This is a genomic window from Trinickia sp. Z7, from assembly GCF_056498045.1.
On sequence record NZ_JAUEQW010000011.1, the window covers coordinates 127,129 to 154,042 of the forward strand.

The following is a 26,914-nucleotide window of genomic DNA, read 5'->3' on the forward strand; positions in this document are numbered from 1 at the left end:
CGTCACAAGGGCTGACCGAGCACGTCGTCCACCAAAGGCACGGCGGCAAGCGCCACGAGCACCGTCGCAAGCGGCACCGTCGAGATGAAGCCCATGTGCTTGAAGCCGATGGCCCCGGCCAATCCGCCGCAAAAGAACGCCGCCAGCAACGATGCCAGCAGGGCCAGCCGGCGGCGGTCCGCCAACACCGGCGCGCCGTGGCGGGTCGGATGCGAGAACGGGCCGTTCCAATAGAAGAGCTTGCCGAGTTCGATGCCGATGTCGGTCACGAGTCCCGTGACGTGCGTGGTGCGGATTTCCGCCTTCGAGATCTTCGTGATCATGGCGTTCTGCAAACCCATCACGAAGCACAGCAGCGCCACCGTTGCCGGCACGAACAGCAGGCGATGAGCCTCCAAGTTCGCTCCCAGAAAACCGAATACGAGCAGCAGCAGCGCTTCGAGCATCAGCGGCATCGCGTAGAGGCTGCGCAGCTCTCGGCGGCGCCCCCAGTTGATCAGCATCGCCGATACGGCCGCACCCGTGACGAATGAGACGAGGGAAGCGAAACCCGCACCCGCGAGCCCTAGATCGCCGAGTGCCAAATCGTCTGCCGTGGAAGAGACGATGCCCGACATGTGCGACGTATATTGTCCCACCGCCAAGAAGCCGCCCGCGTTGGCCGCGCCGGCCACGAACGCGAGCGAGCGCCCCAGGCGGCGGTTGGCTTCGTCCGTGCGCTCGGGGTTCGTGAATGCGCGAAGGTAATGAATAGGCATGCTGACTCGCTAGCTCGGGCACACGCGGGATCGGCCATCGCCCTCGGAAGAGGGGGGACTGTCTGCGCCCGAATGTTCGAGCGTAGCACGAGCGTCCGAATTTTCTTTACGCTACATCAACGCGCGTGCGTGATGCGCAATATGGTCCTCGATGAACGTCTCGATGAAATAGTAGCCATGGTCGTAGCCCTCATGACGGCGCAGCGTCAGCGGTTGCCCGCCTTTCAGGCACGCCTGCTCGAACACGTCGGGGTGCAGTTGCTCGAGGCGAAACTTATCCGCCAAGCCCTGATCGACGAGGATGCCCGCTTCGAAGCGGGCGGTGTCGGCCCGCATCACGAGTTCGCTCGCATCGTACTGGCGCCACGCCTCGGTATCGTCCCCCAAGTAACCCGCGAAAGCCTTCTTGCCCCATGGGCATTGCATCGGCGCGGCGATCGGCGCGAACGCCGACACCGACCGATACAGGCCCGGGTTGCGCAACGCCAAAACCAGCGCGCCGTGGCCGCCCATCGAATGACCGAAAATGCCCAAGCGCGCGCCGTCGATCGGTAGGGCGGAGGTCACGGCCTCGCGCAACTCGTCGCGCACATACGAATACATCCGGTAATGGCTCGACCAAGGCGCCTGGGTGGCGTCGAGGTAGAAACCGGCCGCCACGCCGAAGTCCCACGCCTCGGTTTCGCCGGCGATCCCCGCCCCTCGCGGGCTCGTATCGGGCGCGACGAGCGCGATGCCATGTTCGGCGGCGAAACGCTGCGCCCCCGCCTTGATCGGGAATGTTTCCTCGTTGGCAGTCAGGCCGGCCAGGAAAAACAGTGCCGGGACGCGGCCATGCTGCGCTTGCGGCGGCAAATAGACCGAAAACCGCATCGGCAAGCCGATCGTCTTGGCGTCATGACGATAAAGCGCCTGCTTGCCGCCATGCGAAAGGTGGGTCTCGACGAGTTCCAGCATCGGGTTCTCCAGTTCACGAGCCGCGCGATAGGGATGCCTTGCGTCGTCGGGCGTACGCCGCGCCCCCGCAAGTACGCGCGATTGACATGATAACGGCTCTCGGAACGCGGCTCATTGCGCAAAGCTCGCTTGCCGGCCGCCCATAGGAGGGCCTTTCGCTGCGGTCGGCGCGCGTCGAGCCGGCGGGGCCCGAGCGCGCCCTTCGTTTTCTTTAGGCGTTACCGATCATGCCGCGGCGCTCGCCGCACGCCGGATTTTCCCGTGCGCTACCCGAGTGCCGAGGCGCGTGCGCCGATCCATCCCCCGAGAAAATAGTTAGGACAACTGAGCTATCGTTTACACCGATGATATCTTGTCTGACGAATTCCTAGAAATTTCCCCGTCCTTCCCCCAATCCCTTATTGCACGCGCCTTCCCGGGGAGCCTTCACCCGCGTAGATTTTAGTCATACGAAATCCATATGCGCTCAAAACCTTAGGGACCCCAGGACCCTCGCTAAAGCCGCGCAAACGATTGCCGTAAACAAATTTGGGAGCAGATGCCTCCCTCCCCTGTTGCGAAAGTGGTCCAGCGGCCCGTTTCGCCTCTTAATAAGGAGTCCCAAATATGTTGCGTTTCGTACGGTTACTTTCGCGCGACGAGCGCGGCGTCAGCGCACTCGAATATTCGGTCTTGGCCGGTATCGTCGTGGTGGCTGTTGCCGCAGCTGGCGCGATCTTCGGCGGCGTCGACGGCCTACCGGCCCTGTTCAACAACATGATCACGCACGTGACGAGCGTGCAGACCAACGGTCATTGATGCAATGAGCGCGTTCGGCCCGAGCGCCGGACGGCTCGTTCTCGCGGGTGCCGGCGCACGTCGATCGAAAGGCAAAAATATGTTCTTGATCAACGCTCTAGCCAGCGCCTCGCTGTTGACGTTGGCGCTCTGCGATTTGCGTCGGCGACGGTTGCCCAATGCGATCGTCGCCGCTTTCGCCATGCTTTATCTCGCGCACGCATGGTTCGGGGCGCAAAGCTGGCCCGGATTCGAGCGGCATGTTGCCGCCGGCGCTGTCGCACTCGTCCTCTCTGCCCTGATGTTTCGTTTCGGATGGCTCGGCGGCGGGGATGCGAAGCTCTTCTCAGCCGTGTTCTTGTGGGCTGGGCCGGCCTATGCGAACACCGTCTTCTTCATCGTCTCGTTGCTCGGGTTGCTGCTCGCGCTCGCCCAACTCGCGTTGCGCCGGACGCCGCGCGAGGCCGCGACGCCCCCCGGCCTCGCATGGCTCGCGCCCGCGCGCGGCGTGCCCTACGGCGTCGCCCTGGCGGCAGGTGGCGTCGCCGCAGTTTGGCTGCCCCCCGCCCTCGGCCATGCGCCCGTATTGGGCCACGCGGCATGGCCGCTTTTGATTCACGCACGGCTCACATAACGGATCGCCGTCGCCATGCAAAATATTCTCAAACTCGCCGGCTTGATCGTCGTCGCCACCATCGGCGCATTCGTCTTGCGTGCGCTCTACGTCGCGGCCTCTCGCCCCGGCCCCGCGAAGCCGCCCGCGATGGTGCGCATCCGTGCCGCCGCGGCCGATCTGCCCGACGGCCTGTTGCTGCGCGATAGCGACCTCACATGGAGGAGCATGCCGCGCAACGATGCGCCGACGGGCGCGCTCGTCGATGGTCAAGCCGACGCGGTCGACCTCAAGGGCGACCTGCTGCGTCACGCCGTGAAAGCAGGCGCGCCGCTCGGCGCGTCCGACGTGATTTCGCCGAGTTCGCCGGGCTTTCTCGCCGCGGCGCTCCAGCCCGGCATGCGCGCGATTTCGGTCGCGATCGACGATGTCTCGGGCAACGCCGGGCTCATCGAACCGGGCGATTACGTGGACGTCTTGCTCACTCAGCAAATCGCCACCGCGACGGGAACGCCCACGCCGTCGGATCGAACGGTCGAGACGGAAACGATCGCCGAACGCGTGCGCGTGCTGGCGGTCGGCACCGCGTTCAAACGCCCCAAAGACGACGACACCAAACCGAGCACCGCAAACGCCAGGGCGCGCACCGTCACGTTCGAAGTGACCCCGCGCAGCGCCGAAGTCGTTACGGTGGGCGCTCACCTAGGCTCGCTATCGCTTGCGCTGCGCAGCTTCGCCACGCGCGATCGGCAGGCTTCGCAGGCCGAAGACGTGATCGACCCGCAAACACCGCCCATGTGGGCGCGCGACGTCTCACGCGGCTTGCGTGCGATGACGCCTGCGCCGCACCCGGCAACGCACGCCGCTTCGCCGCGCCCGGCGGCAAACGCACGCGCAGTCGTCGTCTACCGCGGCTCCAAGCAAACCGATGCGCTCGGCGCCAATTCGTTGGGACTGCCGAATGCGGCCGCCGCGGCGCCAGGCGTGCCGCCGCTGCCCTCGGGCGCACCGCCGGGCGGTGCCGCCGCGACACCCGGTGCGCAGCCGGAACCGGCGGCGACACCCCATCCTGCTGCTTAGGATAACTAAATGATGCTTCGTTCGAATCGGTCTTTTCTGCGCCCTCATCGCCCCATGCCGCGGCGCGCGCATCCGTATCCCCGCTCGCGCTTGCTCGCCATCTTCGCGAGCCTGCTCTATGCCGCCGCTTGCTTTTATTTGATGACTTCGCCGGCCCACGCAGCCGACAGCGACTCGGTGCTGTCGGTGCCCGCCGGCGGCGGGGAAATGGTGCAGTTGCCCGAGGCGGCCGTGGCCGTCTTCGTCGCCGATCCCGACGTGGCCGACGTCCACGTGCCCACCCCCAAAACGGTGTTCGTGCTCGGCAAGAAGGCCGGCACGACGACGCTGTTCGCGCTTGGCGCGAATAATCGCCCCATCCTGCGTAAAACGATCAATGTGGCGATGGATACGGCGTCCATCCAGCGGCTGCTCGATGCGCGCTTCCCGCAATGGCGCTTGACGGTGACGAGCGCGCCCGGCTCGTTGATGGTGAGCGGACATGTGCCGAGCGCGGCCGATGCGGACGCAGTCGCACAAACGTTGAAGCCGTATCTGCACGAGCAGGAAGCGCTCGTCAATCGGCTGGCGCTCGCGCAACCGATCCAAGTCCATTTGCGCGTGCGCATCACCGAAGTCGATCGCAACATCACGCAGCAATTGGGTATCAACTGGAGCGCGCTAGGTTCGAGCGGAAACTTCGTCGGCGGGCTCTTCGGCGGGCGCGCCTTCGTCGATTCGACGGCCAAGTTGTTCAACTTGTCGCCCACCGGGGCGTTTTCCGTGGTGGGCGGATTTCACACCTCGCATACGTCGATCGACGGCGTACTCGACGCGCTCGATCAGGAAGGCCTCATCACCATGCTCGCCGAGCCGAACCTGACGGCGATGTCCGGCCAGACGGCCAGCTTTCTCGCGGGTGGCGAGTTTCCGATTCCCGTCGCCCAAGACACGACGGGCGCGATCACGATCGAGTTCAAGCCGTACGGCGTCTCGCTCGACTTCACGCCTACCGTGCTGGCGAACAACCGCATTAGCCTGAAGGTGCGGCCCGAGGTGAGCGAGATCGATCCGACGAACAGCGTCACGACCGGCTCGATCAAAGTCCCCGCGCTGACGGTGCGCCGTGTGGAGACCACCGTCGAACTCGCGAGCGGCCAAAGCTTCGCGATCGGCGGCCTGCTGCAAAGCAAGACCAGCGACGTGCTATCGCAACTGCCCGGCCTCGGCCGTCTGCCCGTGCTCGGCAAGTTGTTTTCCTCGAAGGACTACCTGAACAACAAGTCCGAAGTAGTCGTGATCGTTACCCCTTACATCGTTCAGCCGGTCGGCCCGGGACAAACGCACGACGCGCTCGACAGCGTCACGCGCCCGAGCAGCGACGTCGAATACGCACTGCAGCGCGCGATCGGCCTCGATCCGCTCGCGGGCAAAGGGCCGCGCCTCGTGGGCGCGGCCGGCTTCGTTTACTGAACCGAACAACAGGAGCCGAGCGATGCGCCATCGAATCCCGATCCTCATCATTTCCTCGATCGTCACGATCGCCGTTGCCGCGGGCTTGACGGGCTGCATGTCGGAGCATCCGCCGCTCGGCATGCCCAACGATTCGGTGATCGGCTTCACCTCCGAGAACGGCGGGCGGGCGATCGCACCGCAATGCGAGCAACTGAATCAGCCGTCGCATGTGCTCGATGCGGGCCGCGGCCGCCCAGGCGTCGCATTCGGCTGTGCCACCTACTCGAATCTCGCGGCCATGCTCGTGCGTCCGGCCGATCTGGTGGCGCCCATGCCGTATGCGGGCGCGGATGCCGCGCTCGCCGCCAGCGCCGTGCGCGCTTACGAGCAAGGGCGCGCACAGCCGCTGCGCTCGACCTCCACCACGACGTCGGTCTCGCATTAAGGACGGCCACACCATGGGTGCTTTCGAACTGCGCTCCGCCAATCGTCGCGCCGCACCGCAAGCGACCGACCGCATCGTCGCCGTCCTCGGGGATGCGAGTAGCGAAGAAGTCGTCAAGAATCTGATGCTCGATCAAGGCATCGCACACGCCTTCGTCACGCGCGGGCACATCGGCGATGCGATCGAACTCATGCGCGGCATAGGGCATTCGCCGCGGCATCTGCTCGTCGATGTCTCGGACTCCTCGATGCCCGTGTCGGACCTGATGCGGCTCGCGGAAGTCGTCGATCCCTCGGTCAACGTCGTCGTCGTCGGCGATCGCAACGACGTGGGCTTGTTTCGCTCGCTCTTGCGCATGGGCGTCGAGGACTATCTCGTCAAACCCCTGACGGTCGAACTCGTGCAGCGCGCACTCACGGCGAGCGACCCGTCCGCCTCCGTGCGCGCGGGCAAAGCGATCGGCTTCATCGGCGCACGCGGCGGCGTGGGCGTCACCACGATTGCCACCGCGCTGGCGCGGCACCTCGCCGACAAAACGCGCCGGCGCATCGCGTACGTCGATCTCGACTTGCACGGCGGTGCGGCTGCATCGATGCTCGGCATCGTGTCGAACAATGGCCTTGCCGAGCTGCTGCAAAACACGCAGCGGCTCGATCAGCAACTCATTCATCAAACCGCCGTCGCGCAAAGCGATCGCCTCTCCGTGCTCAGCGCCGCTCTGCCCTACGAGCAGCCGCCCGCGTTGCGCCCAGGGACCGTCGGCGAACTCGTCGCGGCCCTCAAGCGCCATTTTCACTATGTCGTGCTAGATCTGCCGCAGCGCGCGGGCGGCTTCGTCGAAGAAACGCTCGACGCCTGCGAAACGATCCACGTCGTCTCCGATCGTTCGGTGCATGCCGCGCGCGAAACGGCGCGCCTGTGCCGCTTCGCCGAGGGCCGCCCGGCCGATGCCGCCGTGTCGGTGCTCCTGAACAATGCGCAGCAGCCCGTGCGCGGGCGCGTCGCGCAGGCCGACTTCGTCCATGCGCTCGGGCGCGCGTCGGTGCTGGACTTTCCGTATGAGCCGCAAACGCTCGCGGTCGCGGAAAACCTCGGCGAGGCAATCGCGGACGGCAAGCATTCGGCCTTCGCACGCGCGGTCGTCGCGCTCGCCGATGCCATCACGGGCTCGGACGCCCCTGCCGTCGCCGCCCGCAGCCCCTGGTACGCGCGCCTGCTGCCGAAACGGAGCACCGCATGATGTTCGGCCGCCGCTGCAACCCGCCCTCTTTCGTGCCCCAATCGAGCGCCGTGATCGAGGCGGAGCGCGTCGATGGACGCACGCGGACCGACGAGCGCGCGGCCGCGGCAAGTCACGCGCCCCCCGCAGCCGCAGCCGCAGCCGCGGGCGCGGCCGCCACGCCCGTCGCGGCGCCGGCCGCGCCCGCGCTCGTCCCCGAACCCCGCACCAATGCGGCCACCGCGGCGCCGATGCCGAGCGAGCGCCATGAAGCGCTGATTCGCTCGGACATGTTCAAGACGATCCGCTCGGCGGTGTTCTCGTCGATGAACATGTCCGCTGCGCTCATGATGTCGCGCGCACAGGTGCGCGAAGGCATCGAGCAGATCGCCGCCGAAACGATTGCGCGCGAGCGACTGACGATCACGCTGGCCGAGCAGGCGCTCATCGTCGACGAAATGCTCAACGACATGTTCGGCGTTGGGCCGATCGAGCCGTTGCTCGCCGACGAGAAGGTGACCGACATTCTCGTCAACGGCCCCGATCAGGTCTACGTCGAACGGGGCGGGCGCCTCGAACTGACACCGCTGAAGTTCCGCGACAACGCGCACGTCGTCAACGTGGCGCAGCGCATCGCGGCGGCCGTCGGCCGTCGCGTGGACGAAAGCAGCCCTCTCGTCGACGCGCGCCTGGCCGATGGCAGCCGCGTCAACGTGGTGCTGCCGCCGATCGCCCTGCGCGGCGCATCGATTTCGATTCGCAAGTTCGCCAAGCGCAACATCACGCTCGCCCGCATGGCGCAGCAGGGCAATATCTCGCCGGCAATGGTGGAGGTGCTGCGCATCGCGAGCGCTTGCCGCTTGAACATCGTCATCTCCGGCGGCACGGGCTCGGGCAAGACGACGCTACTCAATGCACTGTCGAACTTCATCGATCCTCACGAGCGCATCGTGACGATCGAAGACGCGGCCGAGCTGCAACTGCAGCAGCCGCATGTCGTGAGCCTCGAGACGCGCCCCGAAAACAGCGAAGGGCTCGGCGGCATTTCGCAACGCGATCTCGTGCGCAATGCGCTGCGGATGCGGCCCGATCGCATCATCCTCGGCGAGACCCGCGGCACCGAGGCGTTCGACGTGCTGCAAGCGATGAACACGGGCCACGACGGCTCGATGACGACGATCCACGCGAACACGCCGCGCGATGCGATCACGCGGCTCGAGAGCATGGTGATGATGGCCAACGGCAACCTGCCGCTCATCTCGATCCGCCGTCAAATCGCAAGCGCCGTGCATATGATTCTGCAAATCGAGCGTATGCGTGACGGCATGCGCCGCGTCACACGCGTGACGGAAATCTCCGGGATGGAGGGCGACGTCGTCATCACCCAAGACCTGTTCGCCTTTCGCTTCAATGCCAGCGCTTATGAGGAGCAGGTGCGCGGCGCCTTCGAATCGTCGTCGCTGCGGCCGGCGTTCGCGCAGCGCGCGGCCTACTACGGCCTCGAAGAGCAACTGATCGGAGCGATGCAATCGTGACGCCCGCCGATGTCGTCGCCGCCGCCGCTTTCTTCGCGATCGTCGTCGCGGGGCTCATGGCACGCTCGCTGCGCGAGATGGTGCGACGCCAGCCTGCACAGCGCATCGCCGGGCGCGTCGCCGCGCTGCGCGACCCGCTGGCAACGGGCAGGCAACCGCCGCACGAAACACCCTCGCATCAACTCGTCAGCCTCGGCCGCCCCCCCGGCGACGAACCGGCCTGGCAAGCATGGCTACGTGCGAAGCAGCAACGCATCGAGACGATCGCGGGCCGCGCGGGCGTTCGCACCATCGTCGCCGTGGCCCTGCTGACCGGTCTCGCCTCGTTCGTGGCCGCATCCCTCGCGGGCCTGCCGCTGTGGGCGCGTGTGCTGGGCGCGCTCGTCGATGCCCTCATCGCCGTGCGCGGCGTCTATCTTTTCATCATCGCTCGCTTCAAGCAGCGCTTTCTCGCGGCGTTTCCCGACACGCTCGATCTGATCATTCGCGCCGTGCGCGCCGGTATCCCGGCCGTCCAAGCCATCTGCACCGCCGGCGTCGAGAGCGACGAACCGGTGCGCTCGACGTTTCGCACCATGGGCGACGCTTTGCTCGTCGGCGCGGAAGTGAAGGATGTGCTCGAACAAGCGGCCGCCCGCCTGCAGCTCGCCGACTTTTCGTTCTTCGCCGTGTGCCTCGTCTTGCAGCGAGAAACAGGGGGCAACCTTGCGGAGACGCTCGAGAACCTCGCCGGCATCGTGCGCACGCGCCGCGATATTCGCGCGAAAACCAAGGCGCTCACGGCCGAAGGGCGCATCGCCAGCAAGATCATCTCCGGCGTGCCGTTCTTCATCATGGCCTTTCTCTACGTCGTCAACCGCCCCTATGTGGCGCTGCTTTTCAATACGCGCGCCGGTCACAAGATGCTCGTGCTCGCGGCCGTGCTGCTCGTGATCGGGCTGTCGTTGATCCGCAAGATCGCCAATCTGGATACCTCGCGATGAACGTGACCGACGTTTGGATGAACCTTGCGCTCGTCGCCCTGCTCGCTTGCGCGACGCTGTGGCTGATCATGCGCGGCGCGAGCAGGCGTTCGCGCATTGCGCAACGCGTCCGCCACGGCGTCGCGCAAGCGAGCGCGCAGCCGCAGGAACGCAACGTGCCGCAACGGCTCGCGCACAAAGTGGCGCGCATCGGCGAGCGCATGCCGATCATCGATGCGGCCGAGCGCGGCAAGCTTGCCACGCGCCTCGCGAGCGCGGGCTTTCGCGAGAAGCGCGCCGTCTCGATCCTCGCGGGGCTCAAGATCGTCTGCGGCGCGTGTCTAGCCCTCGGGGCGATCATGCTCGCCCCTCACATTCCACGCATCGGCGGCTATTTCGTGATGCGCGTGTTGACGATGGCCGCAGCTTTCGTCGTCGGCATGATGCTGCCGGAGATCGTGCTCGGGTTCGCGATCAAACGCCGTCAGCGCGCGATTTCGCTCACGCTGCCCGATGCGCTCGATTTGCTCGTGATCTGCACCAACGCGGGCAACAGCCTGGTCGTGGCCATCAAGCGCGTGGCGGCCGAGTTGCGCACGATCTGCCCGGCGCTCGCCGACGAGTTCTCGGTGACGGCCGACGAACTGCAGATCGGCGGCGACAGCGCGGCGGCGCTAAATGCGATGGCCGCCCGTATCGGCCTCACTTCGATGCGCGCTCTCGTGACGACACTCGTGCAATCGCAACAGTACGGCACGCCCATCACGCAGTCGCTGCGCATGCTCTCCCGCACCGAGCGCTCGATGCAGATCATCGCGCTCGAGGAAAAGGCAGCGAAGCTCGCGCCGAAGATGACGCTGCCGATGATGCTTTTCATCATGCCGACCGTCGCGCTGATCGCGGCGGGGCCGGCCGTCATCCGGCTCATCTCGGTGTTTCATCATTGAAGTGACGGTCGGAGCGGCCACAGGAGGTTTCATGCATTCGATCTCGATGAAGACACGGCGCCGCGTCGTTGCCGCGTTGGCGACGTCCTCGCTCGCAGCGGGTCTGCTGACCGGTTGCGCAAGCGGGCCACAAGTTCAGACGCGCGCAGTCGTCGCCGAGCGCGGCGCCGACAAGAGCACCGATCTTCGCATCGCCGAAAGCGCGCTCGAGAGCGGCGACACGCAGCTCGCCATTTCGCTGTTCGAGCGTACGCTTCAGGCCGATCCCCACTCCCTGCCCGCGCAACTGGGCCTTGCCGACGCGATCTACGGCACTGGCGACCTCGCCCGCGCGGGCGTGCTGTACCGGCAGGCGGCGGCCGCAGGCCCCGGAAATCCGCGCGCCGAGCTTGGGCTCGCGCGCGTCGCGTTGCGCGAGCGACGGCTCGATGACGCCATCGCTCGCTATCGGCGGCTTGCCGTCGCGCACCCCGAGAATGCCGTCGTCGCCGAGGGACTCGGCGCCGCGCTCGATCTGCAAGGCAATCACACCGAGGCGCAAGCGGTCTACCGCGCGGCGTTGACGCGCCACCCCGAAGCTCAGGGATTGAAAGCCAACCTCGGACTCTCGCTGATCTTGGAGCGGCGCGCGCGCGAAGGCGCGAACGTGCTGCTCGATATCGCGGGGCTGCCCGACGCACCCGCGCAAGCACGCGAGAATTTGGCGCTCGCCTATGGTTTGCTCGGCAATGCGGAAGCGGCGAAAAGCATTCTCACCGCGGACATGCCGGTCGGATCGGCAGAGGACAATTTATCGTTCTATCGTGCGCTGCGCGAACGCTGGTCCGATCCGGCGGGCTCGGCCGCACCGGCCGACGACACCGCCGCATCGAGCGCCGCAAGCGTCGACGCGGTGCCCTCGGCGAACCCGGCAAGCTCGGGAGCGATCGAGTGAAGCGGCTCGCGCGCTTCGCATCGGACGAGCGCGGCGCCGTCGCGCTCGAATTCGTGCTCGTTTTCCCTTTTTTGATGACGGTGTTGTTCGGCATCGTCGATACGAGCCTGCTTCTATGCGATAAGGCCGTCATCACGAATGCGAGCCGTGAAGCCGCGCGCGCCGGCGTGGTGGTGCGTGTGCCGCCGCTGGCCGCGACCGAAGTTGCGAGCGTCGCACTCTCTTATGCGCAAAGCAATTTGGTGACGGGCGGCACGGCAACGACGCCTACGGTCAATGTCGATCAGTCCGCCGGCACCTCGCCGGGCAGCCCGCTGACGGTCACCGTCAGTTATACCTATGAGGGGCTCGTGCTGGGCTCGGCGTTCAGTTCGTTGACGGGACCCGTCACAGTGACGGCGACGACGGTCATGAACTATGAGTAGGAGAACCGCGCCCCGCCCATCACCCGGTGCTTCGCTGCGCGGGCAGCGAGGCTCGGTTTCGCTTTGGTTTCTGCTGACGGTCGCGATGCTTTTGACGTTCGGCGCGTTCGCCGTCGACTTGCCGCGCGTGGCGACCGTGCGCAACGAGTTGCAAAATGCCGCCGATGCCGCCGCACTTGCGGGCGCATCGAAACTGCTCTCGGGCGCCAGCGGACCCGACTGGTCCGATGCGGCCAACGCGACGAGCGCTGCGGTTTCGCTGAACGCCTCGGATGGGGCAAAGCTTTCGGCCGCCAGCGTACAAACGGGATTCTGGAATCTGACTGGCTCGCCCTCCACGCTGCAGGCCCAGACGATTACGCCGGGCGCCTACGACGCGCCGGCGGTGCAAGTGACGGTCACGCGCAGCGCTAGCGAGAACGGCGGCGCCGTATCGTTGCTGCTCGGCGGCTTTCTGGATCTGCTGAGCACGCCAACGAGCGCCACGGCCGTCGCGGTGGCCGCCGCGCCCGCGACCGTCGGTGCCGGGGGGTTGTTTCCGATGGTCGTCGACCAGTGCGTATTGAACCAGTACTGGAACGCGCAAACGAACGAGCCGAGCGTCGATCCGTCGACGGGGCAACCGTACGAATTTCAGATCGGCAACGGGCACCTCTACGGCGCAAGTTGCGAAGCCGGACAATGGACGGCGTTTCTCATCAATGCGGACGATGTGCCCACCGTGCGAGGGCTCATCTCTTCGGGCAACCCGTCGCCGCTTTCGATCGGCGACAGCATTTGGATCGAGCCCGGGGTGAAGACGACGATCTACAGCGACGTGCCGGTTGGCGTAACGATCGTCATACCGGTCGCTGCGCAGATCGATACGCACAGCTACGTGCCGATCGTCGCGTTCGCCGCCTTCCACGTCGATGGCAGCTACGGCGGCAGCGACAAGTACATCGAAGGGCACTTCGTGCGTGGGTACCGGATTCCCGTGCAGTCTTGGGGCGTTGGGCCGCAGTACGGCGCCTATGTGGCGCCGCGGTTGGCGCTTTGATTGCCGGGCCGCGCCGATCGGTACGCCATTGCTTGCCTTGGGCACGAGACGTCACGACGGCGTCCCCGCCAAGGAAGTTGCGCCATGCGCCCGACTGCATGCCGAATCGAGTGGAGGCACAACTGCCTCATCCCCCTAACCGCGTGTTCCTCACCCCGCCGACTTTGCCGCCGCCGATGCTGCCACCGGCGCCGAAGCAGCGCCGTAGTCGACCGGCGCATCGGCCGGCCGCGGCGCTTCGCCGGTATGGGCGATCCAACCGCCGCCGAGCGCCACGTAGAGATTCACGAGGTTCTCGAGCCGCGCCGCCCGTGCGTTGACGAGCGACTGCTGCGCCGTGTAAAGGTTGGTCTGCGCCGTCAGCACCTGCAAGTAGCTGTCCACGCCGTTCTTGTACCGCAGTTGGGACAACTCGAGCGTGCGCGATTGCGCGAACGTCGTGCGTTCGAGCGCGCCGATCTGCCCGTCGTAGGTGCTGCGCGCGGCCAGATCGTCGGCCACCTCGCGGAACGCCGATTGGATCGCTTTTTCGTACTGCGCGATCTCGATCCGCTTCTGCACATTGGCCAAATCGAGGTTGGCCAGGTTTTGCCCGCCCTCGAAGATCGGCAGCTTGATCTGCGGCGCAAAGGCCCACGCCGCCGAGCCCGGCTTGAACAAGCCGCCCAGCGTGGGACTTGCCGTGCCGAACGAGCTCGTCAGCGAGATCTGCGGGAAGAACGCCGCCCGCGCGGCGCCGATATTCGCGTTGGCGGCGCGCAGCGTCGCTTCGGCTTGCATGATGTCCGGCCGGCGCGTCAGCAAATCGGAGGGCAAGCCGGCGGGGATGTCGGTCAGCAACTTCTGATCGTCCAACCCTCGGCCCTGCGGCAGATCGTCCGGCAGCGGCTGACCGACGAGCAGGACCAGCGCATTCTCGGCCTGCGCGCGCGCACGCGCCTGCGCCTCGCGATTGGCGCGCGCCTGCTCGACGACCGTCTCCGCTTGCCGCAGATCGAGCTCCGAACCCGTGCCGTTGTCGAACTGCAGCTTCGTGAGCGCGTACGAGGCCTCGGCCGTCTTCAACGTGTCGTCGGTGATCTTGAGCAGATCGTCGACGGCGAGCATTTGCAAGTACTGATTCGCCACTTGCGCGACCAACGAAATCTCGGCCGCCTTGCGCGCCTGCGCCGTCGACAGATATTGCTCCAGCGCCTGGTCTTTCAAGCTGCGCACGCGGCCCCAAAAGTCGATCTCCCATGAAGCGTTGAGCCCGACGGTGAACTCTTGCGAAAGCGTCTGGCCGCTTGGCGAAAGATCGCGCGGCGTGCGCTGCACCGATTTGCTCGCTTGCGCGTTGATGGCCGGGAACAGTTGCGCGCGCGTGATGCGATATTGCGCGCGGGCGGCATCGACGTTGAGCACGGCAACACGCAAATCGCGATTGTTCACGAGCGCGACGTCGATCAAACGCTGCAAACGCGGATCGGCGAAAAACTCGCGCCAGCCGATGTCGACCGCCGCACGTCCGCTCGCCGTGTCGCCCGCGGTCGTGGCCGGCTGCGTCGCATACACGCCCGAGGCCGGGAACGTCCCCGCCACTGGCGCGGCCGGACGCTCGTACTTCGGCTCGAACGTGCAGCCCGCTGCGATGCACGCGAGCGCAAGCGCAATCAAGGATGGGTGTCGAATATGCATCTTCAATGTCCCTCGTCGCCGTTGCGGTTCCCGTCTTTACCCGGCAGATGTGGCGCCGTGTGGTGCGCTTGCGCGCGGCGTTCGGCTTCGTCCGCATCCTCGGCCTCTCCCGCGAACTTCGCGCGAATCACGACGAAGAACATCGGGATGAAGAAAATGGCGAGGAACGTAGCCGTCAACATACCGCCGATCACACCAGTGCCGATCGCATGCTGGCTGGACGAGCCCGCGCCATTGCTGATCGCGAGCGGCAGCACGCCGAGAATGAATGCGAGCGATGTCATCAAGATCGGGCGCAACCGCAACCGCGCCGCTTCCATCGCCGCCTCGACGGGCCCCATGCCCTCGCCGCGCTGCAGTTCGCGCGCGAATTCGACGATCAGAATCGCGTTCTTGGCCGATAGGCCGACGGTCGTCAACAGACCGACTTGGAAGAACACGTCGTTCTCGAGCCCGCGCAGCGTCGCAGCGAGCAGTGCGCCGATCACGCCGAGCGGCACGACCATGATCACCGAGAACGGAATCGACCAGCTCTCGTAGAGTGCGGCCAAGCACAGGAACACGACGAGGATCGACACGCCGTAGAGAATCGGCGCTTGCGAGCCCGATTGGATTTCCTGGAACGAGAGTCCCGTCCATGAGTAGCCGATACCGGCCGGCAGCTTGGCTGCGATCTTCTGCATCGCCTGCATCGCCTGGCCCGTGCTCTTGCCGGGCGCGGCCGCGCCTTGGATTTCCATCGACGAGATGCCGTTGTAACGCTCGAGCTTGGGCGAACCGAAAGTCCAATGCCCCGCGGCGAACGAAGTGAACGGCACCATCGTGCCCGACGAATTGCGCACGTACCAGTGGCCCATATCGTCGGGCGTCATGCGAAACGGCGCATCGGCCATCACGTAGACCTTCTTGATCCGGTTGTCGGTATCGAGGAAGTTGTTCACATACTGCGAGGCCCACGCCACCGAGAAGGTCTGATCGATCGCTTGCGGCGAAACGCCGAGCGCTTGCGCCTTTTCGCGGTCGATGTCGACCTTGAACTGCGGCGTATCGTTCAGCCCGTTCGGGCGCACGAGCGCGAGCGTCGGATCCTTGGCCGCCATCCCCAGCAACTGATTGCGCGCCGCCATCAGCGTGTCGTGGCCCAAGCCCGCGTTGTCGGTCAGCTCGAAATCGAAGCCGGACGCCGTGCCCAGTTCCGGAATGGACGGCGGATTGAACGGAATGACCATCGCGTCCTTGTAACGCGAATAGTGCATGAACATCCGTTGAATGATCGCCTGCACCTTCTGGTCGGAACCCTGGCGCGAACCGTAGTCCTTCAGCCGCACGAACACGAGACCGGAGTTCTGGCCCCGCCCGGCGAAACTGAAGCCGTTCACCGTGAACACCGACTCGACGACCGCCTTCTCCTGCTTGAGCAGGTAGTCGGAGATATTCGCCAGCGTGCGCGCCGTCGTTTCTTGGGTGGAGCCCGTCGGGGTTTGCACGATGACGAACATGAGGCCCTGATCTTCTTCGGGCAAGAACGATTTCGGCAGACGCACGAACAGCAGACCGACGGCGACGATCACCGCGAGGTAGATCACGAGCCACCGCCCGGAGCGGCGGATGACGTGATGCACGCCGCGATGGTATTTATCGCGGCTGTTGTCGAACGTGCGGTTGAACCAGCCGAAGAAGCCCGTCGTCGCACCATGCTCGCCGGCCTGAATCGGCTTGAGGATCGTCGCGCACAACGCAGGCGTCAGCACCAACGCGACGAGCACCGACAGCACCATCGCCGAGACGATGGTCAGCGAGAACTGGCGATAGATCGCCCCGACCGAGCCCCCCGAAAGCGCCACCGGCACGAACACGGCCGACAGCACGAGCGCCACGCCGACGAGCGCGCCCGTGATCTGCCCCATCGCCTTACGCGTCGCATCGCGTGGCGAGAGACCCTCCTCGCTCATCACGCGTTCGACGTTTTCGACGACGACGATCGCGTCGTCCACGAGCAGACCGATCGCCAGCACGAGGCCGAACATCGACAGAACGTTGATCGAGAAACCCACGACGTTCATGATGGCGAACGTGCCGAGCAGCACCACCGGCACGGCGATCGTGGGAATCAAGGTGGCGCGCAGGTTCTGCAAGAACAGGTACATCACGAGGAAGACCAGCACGATGCCCTCGAGCAGCGTCTTGATCACCTCCTCGATCGACAAGCGCACGAACGGCGTCGTGTCGTACGGGTATTTGACGACCAGGCCATGCGGGAAGTACTTCGACAACTCGTCGATCTTCGCGCGCACTTCCTTGGCCGTCTGCAGCGCGTTCGCGCCCGTCGCGAGCTGAATGCCCATGCCCGCCGTCGGCTGACCGTTGTACTTCGTGTCGAAGTTGTACGTTTCGCCGCCAAGCTCGACGCGCGCAACGTCCTTGATCCGCACTTGGGAGCCGTCCGGATTGACCTTCAACTGGATGTCGCCGAAATCGTTCGGCGTGCGAAGCAAGGTCTGCTCGGTGATCGTCGCTTGCAGCATCTGGCCGGCAACGGCCGGCGTGCCGCCGAGCTGCCCGCCCGCGATCTGGACGTTTTGCTGCTGCAGCGCCGTGACGACATCGCCCGGCGTCAAGCTGTAATTGGTCAGCTTGTGCGGATCGAGCCAAATCCGCATCGCGTATTGCGTGCCGAACAGCGTGACGGTGCCCACGCCATTGAGCCGGCTGATCGGGTCTTGGATATGAGAGGCGACGTAGTTAGCCAGGTCGTACTTGCTCATGCTGCCGTCTTCGGAGACGAACGCGAGCACGAGCAAGAAGCTGCTGCTCGACTTGGTCACCTTCGTGCCGAGCTGCTGCACGACCGTCGGCAGTAGCGGCGTGGCGAGCGACAGCTTGTTTTGCACCTGCACCTGGGCGATATCCGGGTTGGTGCCGGCGTCGAAGGTGAGCGTGATCGTGGCAGTGCCGGAGTCGTCGCTCGTCGAGGACAGATAAAGCAAATGGTCGAGCCCGCTCATCTGCTGCTCGATGACCTGCGTCACCGTGTTTTCGACCGTCTTGGCCGACGCGCCCGGGTAGCTCGCCGAAATTTGGATCGAAGGCGGCGCGATCGTCGGGTACTGCGCGATCGGGAGATTGAAGATCGACGCGACCCCCGCCAGCATCAGGATGATCGCAATCACCCAGGCGAAGATCGGCCGATCGATAAAGAACTTGGCCATGTAGCGGGCTCTCCGTGATCAACCTGCAGACGCGCCGGACGCCGGCGCGGCGGAGCCGCCGGCTGGCGCGGACGCGCCGCCGCCCGAAGCGGCGGACGCGGGCGTGGCCGAGGCGCCGGCGGCGGCCGCCGGCAACTGGGCCGGCACGCTCTTCACCTGCATGCCGGGACGCACCTTCTCCGTGCCCTGCACGATGACGCGGTCGCCCGGTTCCAAGCCGCTATCGACGATCCAATTGGGCCCTTGCATGCCCGAGGTGACGAGCTGGCGCGGCGCGACCTTGTTGTCGGGGCCGACCACGAGCGCAACCGGCGTGCCCTTTTGGTCGTGCGTCACGCCGATCTGCGGCACGAGCATCGCATGCTCGTTCACGCCTTCCTCGATGCGCGCGCGCACGAACATGCCGGGCAGCAGCACGCGGTTCGGGTTCGGAAACAGCGCGCGGATCGTGACGGAACCGGTCGATTGATCCACCGTCACGTCGGCGAACTGCAACTTGCCCGGCAGCGGATAGGGGCGGCCGTCTTCGAGAATCAGCGTGACTTTCGCCGCGCCCGGGCCGGTCGTTTTCAAGCGCCCTTCCTGAACGTCGCGGCGCAGCTTCAGGCCATCGAGGCTCGATTGCGTCAAATCGACATACATCGGATCGAGTTGCTGGATCGTATCCATCAGCGTCGCTTGGCTCGCCTGGACGTAGGCGCCGGGCGTAACCTGAGAGACCCCCGTGCGGCCCGAGATCGGCGCGACGACATCGGTGTAGCCGAGATTGATCTGAGCCGTTTCGACCGAAGCCTTGCCGGCGGCGACATCGGCCTGCGCCTGACCCTGCGCGGCCACCGCGTTGTCGTAGTCCTGCTTGCTGACTGCGTTGGCGGCCACGAGCACCTTGTATCGATTCGCTTGCGCCGTCGTGGTGGCGAGATTGGCTTGAGCCTTGGCGAGCGTCGCCTTCGCGCTGTTGAGCGCGGCTTGATAGGGCGCCGGGTCGATCTTGTAGAGCCGCTGGCCGGCCTTCACCTCGCTGCCTTCGGTGAATTCGCGCCGCTGCACGATGCCGTCCACGCGCGCGCGCACTTGGGCGACGAGGAACGCGCCGGTGCGGCCCGGCAGTTCGGTGACCACCGGGACGGTGCTCGGCTGCACGGTGAAGACGCCGACTTCCGGTGTTTGCTGCGGCGGCGCCGAGGGTTTCTGTCCGCACGCTGCGAGCGCGACAGCCGCCGTCGCGGCGCAGATTAAGCGAAATGGAACCGGTTGGACACGCATGGAGCAACCTCTGGTCTATTGGCTGGGAACGAAATGATCCTGCCGCGCCTCTCCCCGCGAGGCGCGCAGCGCGACGGTCGTCGCGAAACGCTTGACGCTTGATGTCGGTTCGATGGGCGAGGATCCCGCGCGCCCCGCATCGGGGGCGCCGCGCGAGCCGCGCAAGGAGCGCGCGAGCAACGGCAAACGACGGCCGGCTTACGCGCACAAACGACTGACGATATTACCCGCGATTTCACTCACGGCGCTTCAAACGCTGCGGCGTATTGTATATACATACTCGACTGTATGTAAAATGGCATCTGTTACACAAGATTCCAGGCCCGCGCCGCGCTTGCCTTTCCGGGCGAGTTCGTAGCAAAGCAGCCGGCGGCGGCCCCTTCCGCGCTCTCACGCCCGCGCCACGGGCTCGCAAAATGGTCAGACGAACGAAGGAAGAAGCCCTGCAAACACGCAATCGCATCTTGGATGCGGCCGAGCAGGTCTTTTACGACAAGGGCGTATCGCGCACGTCGCTCGCCGATATCGCGGCGCAGGCGGGCGTCACGCGGGGCGCCATTTACTGGCATTTCGCCAACAAGGGGGATCTGTTCACGGCCATGTTCGACCGCGTGCTGTTACCGCTGGACGAACTCGGCGCGCGGCCGGACGACCTCACCGACGACGATCCGCTGGCCCGCCTCACCACGGTGTTGAAATGGTGTTTGCATGCGGCATCGGACGACGCGCGGCGCCGGCGCGTCTTCGACATCTTGTTTCTGAAATGCGAATTCGTCGATGAAATGGGACCGGTCAAGGAACGCCATCAGACCAGCATGCGCGAAGGCGTGGGCAAGATCGAGCAGGACTTGCTACTTGCGGTCGAGAAGGCGCAACTGCCAGCCGACCTCGATACGCGCCGCGGCGCGCTCTATCTGCACGCCGTCGTGGGCGGGTGCTTGCGCGACACCCTGCTACTGCCCGCTTCGGTCGAATTCGCTTCGCACACGGATGCTTTCATCGACGCGTGCATCGACGCCCTGCGCACGAGCGCGGCGCTGCGCAAGCCGGCCCAAGCGGCGAGCGGTTGAATGCGGGCACGCGCGGCGGCGGCGCGGGCCTGCCGTACGCGCTCGGTCGCGTTAGAAGTTGCGAGCCAAGCCCACCATGAACATGTCTTGATCTTTGTCGTTGCCGGTCGCGACGCGATTGAACCGCACCGCCGCGGCCCAATCCTTCGTCACCTGGTAGCTCGCCTGCGCGCTCAGCAATGCATCGAGCCGCGTCTTGTGCGACGCCTCGTCCCGATCGTAGGAGAGGTACGGGCCCACGCCTGCCGATAATGTCCATCCGCCTTTGAGCGGCGCGACATACCAGACCTGCGCCGCGCCTCCCCTCCTGCCCGCCACGCCGTTGTTGCCTTCGTAAATCAAGCTTGCCGAATACGCCCAGGCGTTGTCGATCGGCCGCTTGACTTCGACCATGTAGCCTTTTTCCATCGGAACCTGAGGGCGATTGGTCTGTGAGGTTCCGGCCCAAACGCTTACCTGGGTCTTGCCGTCCGATAGCGCCGGGCTAGGATCGCCGCCGAAATCCGAGCCGATACCGAACAGCACCGCGTCGGAATTGAACCCGTCGATCATCTGAACGTGGTTGTACTGCAACTTGAGAAAGAAGCGGTTGGCGACGAGGTAGTACCGCACGGCCGCCGAGGCGCGCACGCCCCATCGCTTTTCGTTGCGCGTTTCGTTATCGACGTGGGTCGTGTCCATGCTGAAGTACGGACCCGCGGACAATTCCAATGCCACGCGCTCGCCGATCGGCCAGCGCCAAGCGCCCAGCGCGGCGAAACCGTCGCGATGGTGGTCGGTCGGGTGCCCCTCGTTCAAGTACGCCACGAAAACCGAGAGGCGATCGGTAAGGGCATCGCCAAAGCCGACTTCGTAGGCACGCCAACGCATGTCGCCGCCCCGGCTCGCGGCGCCATCGCCGAATACCGCGTAGGCATCGATCGTTCGCTGCGCCGGAACCAACGACACCGGTGAGGTTACGGCGCTGTCCTCGGCGTGCGCAATGCCGGAGCCTGCCAATGCCGATGAACAAGCGATCGCGCTTGCGACCACCACACGCGAAGGAAATCGACAGCGCGTTTTCATTTGGACTCTCCCAAGAATCGAATGATGCTTTTTGACGGCCAGATCGTCCGACACTACTGCCTCGTGAGCGTTCATGATGAGCGCTTGCCCTCTCTTCGTGCGACTCTATGCGGCTACCCGCTCATCGATTGGACAGCTCGACGTTCGGCCTCATCGAACGACGACAGCCGCGCGCGAGCGCGCCTTCTTGTTCGACGCCGCGATCGAGCCCCCCGCGATCGGCTTGCCATCGCTCACCGCCGCAATCCAATCGTCCGTACCGACGACCGCCGCAAAACGAGCGTGCATCACCACCGAGAACGTGCGGTGGATCTCTTCCGCGCTCGCGTAGCCGGCCTCGTTCTCGTACGACGGCGCGCCCGTCGCATCGTTGAGCACCTCGACCTTCATCCCTGCATGGGCAGCATGCAGCACGGTCGATATGTTGCAGTTCTGCGTCATGTAACCGACGACCGCGAGCGTATCGATCTCGCGCGCGGCAAGCCAATCGGCTAGGTCCGTGCCCGCGAACGAGCTTGGCAGGCCCTTTTCGATCAGGTGATCATAGGCGCGGCTAGCGACGACGGGATGCAACGCGGCGCCCTCGGAACCGCGCGCAAATAGCGGCGCGTCGGGCGCCGACATATGCTGCACGACGATCACCGGCACGGCTTGCGCATGCGCCGCGTCGATCGCGCGGCCGATGTTCGCGAGCGAAACTTGCACCGGCGGGTATTCGATCGGCAAATCGCCGGTGACGTATTCGTTTTGAACGTCGATGACGATCAGTGCGCGGCGCGGGGACGTGGTCATGGATCTTCTCCTTTCGATGCTCGACTGTAGGACATCGCCTAGCTATTTATTCGAAGTAGCGGCGCGGCGACGGGATGAGCCTCATTGTTCCCCGATCGTGTAGGCGTCGACAGTGGCCCTAAAGCCAGATATCGATAAAATCGGGCCAACACGCTCCAAGACCGCTTTTGCATTCTTTCTCTTTGCTTGTCCGTCGTTCCCCTTGCGCCCGGAGGCCGCCTTGACGTTCGCTGCACGCTTGTCCGACCGCCCGCCCGTCGTCGCCGTGGTCGCGTTCGACGGCATCAGCCCATTTCATCTGTCCGTGCCTTGCCTCGTGTTCGGCGAAGACTACGCCGGCGGCGGCGTGCCCCGCTTCGACCTGCGCGTGTGCGCTGCGGAGCCCTGCACGCTGCGCACGACTGCGGGTTTCACGATTGCCGCCCCGCACGGGCTCGACGCGATCGAAGAGGCCGACATCGTCATCGTGCCGAGCTGGCGCGATGCGCACCAAACACCGCACGACGCGCTAGTCGACGCACTGCGCGCGGCGCACGCGCGCGGCGCGCTGATGGTGGGGCTATGCCTGGGCGCCTTCGTTCTCGCCGCGGCCGGCGTGCTCGACGGCCGGCCTGCGACGACCCATTGGGCGTGGGCCGAGACCTTCGCTCGCAGGTACCCGTCGATTCGCGTCGATGCGGCCGTGCTCTATGTCGACGACGGCGACGTGCTGACTTCGGCCGGCACCGCCGCCAGTCTCGATTGCTGCCTACATCTGCTGCGCCGCCGCTGCGGTGCGCGCGCGGCCAACTACGTCGCGCGGCGCCTGGTCGTGCCGCCGCATCGCCAGGGCAACCAAGCGCAATTCGTCGAGCAGCCCGTCGGCGTCGATGCGCGCGACCATCGCCTGTCGGCCCTGCTCGAATGGGCGCATCAGAACCTGGGGGAGTCGCATTCGCTCGATTCTCTTGCCGAGCGCGCATTGATGAGCCGCCGCACCTTCACGCGGCGCTTCAAGCTGGCGACAGGCACCACGGTGGGGGCATGGCTGCTCGCCGCGCGGCTCGCGCGCGCGCAGCAATTGCTCGAGACGACCACCGAGAGCATCGATAGCATCGCCGAGGCGGCCGGCTTTGGCTCAGCCGTCTCATTGCGCCAGCATTTCGCCGAGGCATTCAAGACATCGCCATCGAACTACCGGCGTGAATTCCGCGGGGCGTGACGCATCGTGCCCGGGTACGGGCTTGGCGGGTCAAGGCGGGTCAAGCGAGCCAGTGCGACGCGTAGAGCAACACGGCGACGAGTACGACAGCCACCACCCAGGCCCAGGCGGGCATCGCCTGAGGCGGCGACGCGCGATGCAGCCCGTGTGCGCCGCGCAGCGACGCCAGCGTGCCCGCTCTGCCGCCGAGCGCGGCCGCCGCATCGTTTTCCCAGAACTTGCGCCCGTGGCCCGCGAGGCTGATCGGCCGGAGAAACACATGCTGACGCCGCACGCCGCCCCCGGCGCGGTTCGCCCGCCTGCCATGCTTGGCTTCGACCACCGCGCAGAATTCGGCGAAGAAATCGTCGGCGAGATCGTGAAGCGCGTTTTCGATCTGCCGCGGCGGCAGCTCCGCGAGCGGCCCGGTCAACGTCGCCCAAACCGAATAGTCGATGCGCGTTTCATTCGCCTCCCGATCCTCGCCGCCGGTCTGGTCGCCACTTGCTTGCACGCGCCCGTCGTCGGAAAGCGTCACGTCGATCTGTCCGCGCAGCGACCCGACACCCGCGGCACAGGCCTTGAAGTTCAACGTGCGATGCAGCGAATCGGTGCCGACCAGCCCTTCCGCACCGAGCTGGCGTGCGTCGGAACCGGCCAGATGCGCACGCACCGCGTAGCGCGCGCGCAGCGGCCCGAGCGGCACCGTCAACGTCAGCGCATACTCGCCGCTCGGCAACCGGCTGAACGCCTCACAATTTTCGAGGCTGGCGCGCAACAACGCGATGTCCTGCAAAGCCTCTCGAACCGCTGACGGGGCGAGCGGGATACGCAGCGCATCGGTCAATTCCATGGCGGTTCCTCGATGGCCCTGGCGGCGACTAGGACGTCTGGTCGATGCGATCAACGCGCGACGAATAGAACGCGAGACAATCCTTGATCGCTTCGGCGCCCGGCAACGGAGATTCGTAGCTCCAGGCGGCATCCATGACCGGCCCATCCTCTTCGGTCAGCAAATGGAAGTACGACGCATCGCCCTTGTACGGACAGTGCGAGGTGCTTTGCGACCGTTGCAGCCGCGTCATGTTGATGTCTTCGCGCGGAAAATAAAAGACGTCGGGCAAGCCCGTTTCCCTCACCGTCAACCCGCGCCGCGTGTCGGCGATGGTGATGCCGCCATGGATGACGCGCAAGCGATGGTGGTTCGGCTCGATTTCCACTCGGTGTGAGGCATCGGCATTCGTCATGGCAGTTCCTCCCGCAAGGCGTATGCCGGGTGCCCGTGTGCGATGCACAAAAAAGCCACGAGCGGGCGCCCGTGGCTTCATTATCTGCGAAAGTCGGGCCGCGTGGCGACCGGACTGTGCGCTATTGCGTGTTCCAGTGAAAATCGGCGCGGGCGCCCGGCCCCTTGGAGACATGAACCTGGCGAGTTTGGTCCTCGTCCTTGTACCGCGCGTGGACCGTATAGGTGCCCGGGGGCAGCTTCACCAGCATGTACGGCCCCTTCGAATCGGCTTGGAGAACCTCCGAGTCATGCGGGCCGACGATGCGCACGTGAACGTCGGCGAGGTAGTCGGCGCCCGGGCCCGTGAAACGCATCGCGAGCGGCCATTGACGTTCGGCGCGTTTGAGCGCCGCCGATTCGTCGCTGCCCACGCCGCCCGACACATAGGCGATCTCGCCCTCGTGCTGGATTTGCGGCATCCCGCCGCCGTTCTCGTTGCCGGCGCTCGTCATATCGCTGGTCGTGCCGCCGACAACGCCGGAACTCTGCGCAAATGCTGCGCCCGTCACGCCGAACGAGAGCGCGGCAAAAGCCGCGGCGAAGACGGTTTTCTGGTTCATTTGCGTTTTCATAGCATCGCTCCTTTTAGATCGTGCGCTCATCGCCCGGAAACCGCCCCAGCGGGCCGTAGCGCTCAAAGGAACAGGCGAGCAAGGCCCGTTCCCGCGCGCCGTCCAGCAATGGGACGGCGCGCGCCAGGGTCAGCCCAAATCGACGGGGACGAAGATCTGCGCGTTGTCGCGTTGAATCAGCAGCGCGACGCTATTGCCGGCTTTCGCGATGACCTGCCGCAACTGCTCGACCGAGGTGACCGGGCGGCCGTTCACGGCGAGAATCACGTCGCCGGGCTGAATGCCCGCGCTGGCCGCCGGACCGCTCGATTGCTGCACGAGCAACCCGTGCGAGAGCGACGTGCCGTTGCGCTCCTGCGGCGTGAGCGCACGCACGGCGACGCCGAGGCGGCCTTGCTCGGTGGCCTGCCCGCCGCTATCGGCGACTTTCGTATCGGACAGCGAGCCGAGCGTCACGGTCAGCTGCTTCTTGCTCTTGTCGCGCCAGACGTCGAGTGTGGCTTTGGCTCCGGGCTTCATGCTGGCGATCTGCGAGGGCAGATCGGTCGAATCGTTCACGGGCGAGCCGTTGACGGCCAGGATCACATCGCCGGCCTGCAAGCCCGCCTTGGCCGCCGGGCCGCCCGGATCGACCGAGCTGACGAGCGCGCCCACGGGCTTTTGCAGGCCGAAGGAATCGGCCAGCGTCTGATTCACGCCCTGCACCGCCACGCCGAGCCTGCCGCGGCTGACGTGGCCGGTTTTGACGAGCTCGTCCTTGACCCGCATCGCTTCATCGATCGGAATCGCGAACGAGAGCCCTTGGAAGCCGCCCGTCTGCGAGTAGATCATCGAATTGATCCCGATCACCTGCCCTTGCAGATTGAACAGCGGACCGCCCGAATTGCCCGGATTGACCGGCACGTCGGTTTGGATGAACGGCGTGTAATTCTCGTTGGGCAGCGAGCGCGCCTTCGCGCTGATGATGCCCGAGGTCACCGTATTGTCGAAACCGTACGGCGAGCCGATCGCCACCACCCATTGCCCGACCTTGCTCTGATTCGGGTCCCCGATCTTCACGGTAGGCAGATTCGCCGCGCTGATCTTGAGCACCGCCACGTCCGACTGCTTGTCGGCGCCCACCACCTTCGCGCGGAATTCGCGCTTGTCCGTCAGCTTGACCGTGACGACGTTGGCGCCATCGACCACGTGCGCGTTCGTCAAGATGTAGCCGTCGTTGCTGATGATGAAGCCCGAACCGAGGCTCGCGCTAGGCGTGTCGTCTTGGCCTCCGCCCTCTTCGCCGCCGTTGCCGCCGAAGCCTGGGAACTGGCCGTAAAACCGCTTGAAGAATTGGTAGAACGGATCGCTCGGATCGACCGGCAGTTGCTGCATCGAGCGGCGCGCCGTCTGCTTCACGACATGCTTCGCGCTGATATTGACGACGGCCGGCCCGTACGTTTCCACGAGCCCGGAAAAGTCGGGGATACCCGTTTTGGCGGCCGCCTCGGCCGGCATCAGCGCGGCGGCTTGCGCGGCCGTGATGATTTGCGGATCGGTGTGACGCGTGCCGGCCACGTAGCCGGCCGAGAGCGCGGCGGCGACAGCGATCGCCACGGCGCCGCGGGATAGCGTTCTTGCGTTCATAGGAAAAGGCCTCCTTGCTTGATGTGAGCCAGAGTAAAAGGGCT

General features: G+C 65.6%; 25 protein-coding genes. 14 read left to right on the plus strand and 11 right to left on the minus strand.

The window, feature by feature from the left end; all coding sequences use genetic code 11:
- Positions 1-2: 2 nt before the first annotated feature.
- On the minus strand, positions 3-758 hold the full coding sequence (locus QQS38_RS18850; protein WP_479646867.1) for a YoaK family protein: 756 nt from the start codon (positions 756-758) through the stop codon (positions 3-5).
- Positions 759-869: 111 nt separating this feature from the next.
- Positions 870-1,715 carry an S-formylglutathione hydrolase gene (gene fghA / locus QQS38_RS18855; RefSeq protein WP_479646868.1) on the minus strand — a complete coding sequence of 282 codons (846 nt, stop codon included), beginning with the start codon at positions 1,713-1,715 and terminating at the stop codon, positions 870-872.
- Between the two features lie 606 nt (positions 1,716-2,321).
- Here fghA and QQS38_RS18860 point away from each other — a divergent pair.
- From QQS38_RS18860 to QQS38_RS18915, 12 genes are all read left to right on the plus strand, one after another.
- A complete protein-coding gene (locus QQS38_RS18860; RefSeq protein ID WP_479646869.1) occupies positions 2,322-2,513 on the plus strand; it encodes a Flp family type IVb pilin in 192 nt (63 codons plus the stop codon).
- 79 nt (positions 2,514-2,592) lie between these two features.
- Positions 2,593-3,126 (plus strand): A24 family peptidase, encoded by a 534-nt coding sequence (locus tag QQS38_RS18865; protein ID WP_479646870.1) that lies wholly within the window; start codon positions 2,593-2,595, stop codon positions 3,124-3,126.
- A gap of 15 nt (positions 3,127-3,141) precedes the next feature.
- Entirely contained in the window at positions 3,142-4,185 is a 1,044-nt protein-coding gene (gene cpaB, locus QQS38_RS18870) for a Flp pilus assembly protein CpaB (RefSeq protein ID WP_479646871.1), read from the plus strand.
- A gap of 141 nt (positions 4,186-4,326) precedes the next feature.
- Complete coding sequence (locus QQS38_RS18875) at positions 4,327-5,637, plus strand: type II and III secretion system protein family protein (RefSeq protein ID WP_479646931.1); 1,311 nt, start codon at positions 4,327-4,329, stop codon at positions 5,635-5,637.
- 22 nt (positions 5,638-5,659) lie between these two features.
- Positions 5,660-6,064, plus strand: a complete 405-nt coding sequence (locus QQS38_RS18880) for a CpaD family pilus assembly lipoprotein (RefSeq protein WP_479646872.1) — start codon at positions 5,660-5,662, stop codon at positions 6,062-6,064.
- 13 nt (positions 6,065-6,077) lie between these two features.
- Positions 6,078-7,304: a CpaE/TadZ family protein gene (locus tag QQS38_RS18885; protein WP_479646873.1), complete on the plus strand. Its 1,227-nt coding sequence runs from the start codon at positions 6,078-6,080 to the stop codon at positions 7,302-7,304.
- Entirely contained in the window at positions 7,304-8,818 is a 1,515-nt protein-coding gene (locus QQS38_RS18890; protein WP_479646932.1) for a CpaF family protein, read from the plus strand. Before QQS38_RS18885 ends, QQS38_RS18890 begins: the two co-directional genes overlap by 1 nt.
- Positions 8,815-9,801: a type II secretion system F family protein gene (locus tag QQS38_RS18895; RefSeq protein ID WP_479646874.1), complete on the plus strand. Its 987-nt coding sequence runs from the start codon at positions 8,815-8,817 to the stop codon at positions 9,799-9,801. Before QQS38_RS18890 ends, QQS38_RS18895 begins: the two co-directional genes overlap by 4 nt.
- Positions 9,798-10,727 (plus strand): type II secretion system F family protein, encoded by a 930-nt coding sequence (locus QQS38_RS18900; protein WP_479646875.1) that lies wholly within the window; start codon positions 9,798-9,800, stop codon positions 10,725-10,727. The genes QQS38_RS18895 and QQS38_RS18900 overlap by 4 nt, the downstream gene beginning before the upstream one ends.
- Positions 10,728-10,758: 31 nt before the next feature.
- Positions 10,759-11,661 (plus strand): tetratricopeptide repeat protein, encoded by a 903-nt coding sequence (locus QQS38_RS18905; protein WP_479646876.1) that lies wholly within the window; start codon positions 10,759-10,761, stop codon positions 11,659-11,661.
- On the plus strand, positions 11,658-12,086 hold the full coding sequence (locus QQS38_RS18910; RefSeq protein ID WP_479646877.1) for a TadE/TadG family type IV pilus assembly protein: 429 nt from the start codon (positions 11,658-11,660) through the stop codon (positions 12,084-12,086). The genes QQS38_RS18905 and QQS38_RS18910 overlap by 4 nt, the downstream gene beginning before the upstream one ends.
- On the plus strand, positions 12,079-13,125 hold the full coding sequence (locus QQS38_RS18915; RefSeq protein WP_479646878.1) for a TadG family pilus assembly protein: 1,047 nt from the start codon (positions 12,079-12,081) through the stop codon (positions 13,123-13,125). The genes QQS38_RS18910 and QQS38_RS18915 overlap by 8 nt, the downstream gene beginning before the upstream one ends.
- Before the next feature lie 150 nt (positions 13,126-13,275).
- Here the strand turns inward: QQS38_RS18915 and QQS38_RS18920 are convergent, their stop codons facing one another.
- The 3 genes from QQS38_RS18920 to QQS38_RS18930 are packed head-to-tail and all read right to left on the minus strand — an operon-like array spanning position 13,276 to position 19,277.
- The gene (locus QQS38_RS18920; protein ID WP_479646933.1) at positions 13,276-14,796 is read right to left on the minus strand and encodes an efflux transporter outer membrane subunit; all 1,521 of its coding nucleotides are present in this window, start codon (positions 14,794-14,796) and stop codon (positions 13,276-13,278) included.
- Positions 14,797-14,804: 8 nt separating this feature from the next.
- Positions 14,805-18,011, minus strand: a complete 3,207-nt coding sequence (locus tag QQS38_RS18925) for an efflux RND transporter permease subunit (RefSeq protein ID WP_479646879.1) — start codon at positions 18,009-18,011, stop codon at positions 14,805-14,807.
- 18 nt (positions 18,012-18,029) lie between these two features.
- Positions 18,030-19,277, minus strand: coding sequence for an efflux RND transporter periplasmic adaptor subunit (locus QQS38_RS18930; RefSeq protein WP_479646880.1), 1,248 nt, complete (start codon positions 19,275-19,277; stop codon positions 18,030-18,032).
- A 416-nt stretch (positions 19,278-19,693) separates the two neighbouring features.
- Here QQS38_RS18930 and QQS38_RS18935 point away from each other — a divergent pair, with 416 nt between their 5' ends.
- Positions 19,694-20,347 carry a TetR family transcriptional regulator gene (locus QQS38_RS18935; RefSeq protein ID WP_479646881.1) on the plus strand — a complete coding sequence of 218 codons (654 nt, stop codon included), beginning with the start codon at positions 19,694-19,696 and terminating at the stop codon, positions 20,345-20,347.
- 51 nt (positions 20,348-20,398) lie between these two features.
- Here QQS38_RS18935 and QQS38_RS18940 read toward each other — a convergent pair whose 3' ends face one another.
- Positions 20,399-21,412: a hypothetical protein gene (locus QQS38_RS18940; protein WP_479646882.1), complete on the minus strand. Its 1,014-nt coding sequence runs from the start codon at positions 21,410-21,412 to the stop codon at positions 20,399-20,401.
- Between the two features lie 150 nt (positions 21,413-21,562).
- Positions 21,563-22,204, minus strand: coding sequence for a cysteine hydrolase family protein (locus QQS38_RS18945; protein ID WP_479646883.1), 642 nt, complete (start codon positions 22,202-22,204; stop codon positions 21,563-21,565).
- A gap of 220 nt (positions 22,205-22,424) precedes the next feature.
- On the opposite strand from QQS38_RS18945, the gene QQS38_RS18950 reads away from it, so the two are divergent.
- On the plus strand, positions 22,425-23,405 hold the full coding sequence (locus tag QQS38_RS18950; protein ID WP_479646884.1) for a helix-turn-helix domain-containing protein: 981 nt from the start codon (positions 22,425-22,427) through the stop codon (positions 23,403-23,405).
- 40 nt (positions 23,406-23,445) lie between these two features.
- Here QQS38_RS18950 and QQS38_RS18955 read toward each other — a convergent pair whose 3' ends face one another.
- From QQS38_RS18955 to QQS38_RS18970, 4 genes are all read right to left on the minus strand, one after another.
- Positions 23,446-24,237, minus strand: coding sequence for a CoxG family protein (locus QQS38_RS18955; protein ID WP_479646885.1), 792 nt, complete (start codon positions 24,235-24,237; stop codon positions 23,446-23,448).
- Positions 24,238-24,265: 28 nt separating this feature from the next.
- Positions 24,266-24,631, minus strand: coding sequence for a DUF427 domain-containing protein (locus QQS38_RS18960; RefSeq protein WP_479646886.1), 366 nt, complete (start codon positions 24,629-24,631; stop codon positions 24,266-24,268).
- Between the two features lie 121 nt (positions 24,632-24,752).
- Entirely contained in the window at positions 24,753-25,244 is a 492-nt protein-coding gene (locus QQS38_RS18965) for a peptidase associated/transthyretin-like domain-containing protein (RefSeq protein ID WP_479646887.1), read from the minus strand.
- A 129-nt stretch (positions 25,245-25,373) separates the two neighbouring features.
- Positions 25,374-26,870, minus strand: a complete 1,497-nt coding sequence (locus tag QQS38_RS18970) for a DegQ family serine endoprotease (protein WP_479646888.1) — start codon at positions 26,868-26,870, stop codon at positions 25,374-25,376.
- Between the last annotated feature and the right edge of the window lie 44 nt (positions 26,871-26,914).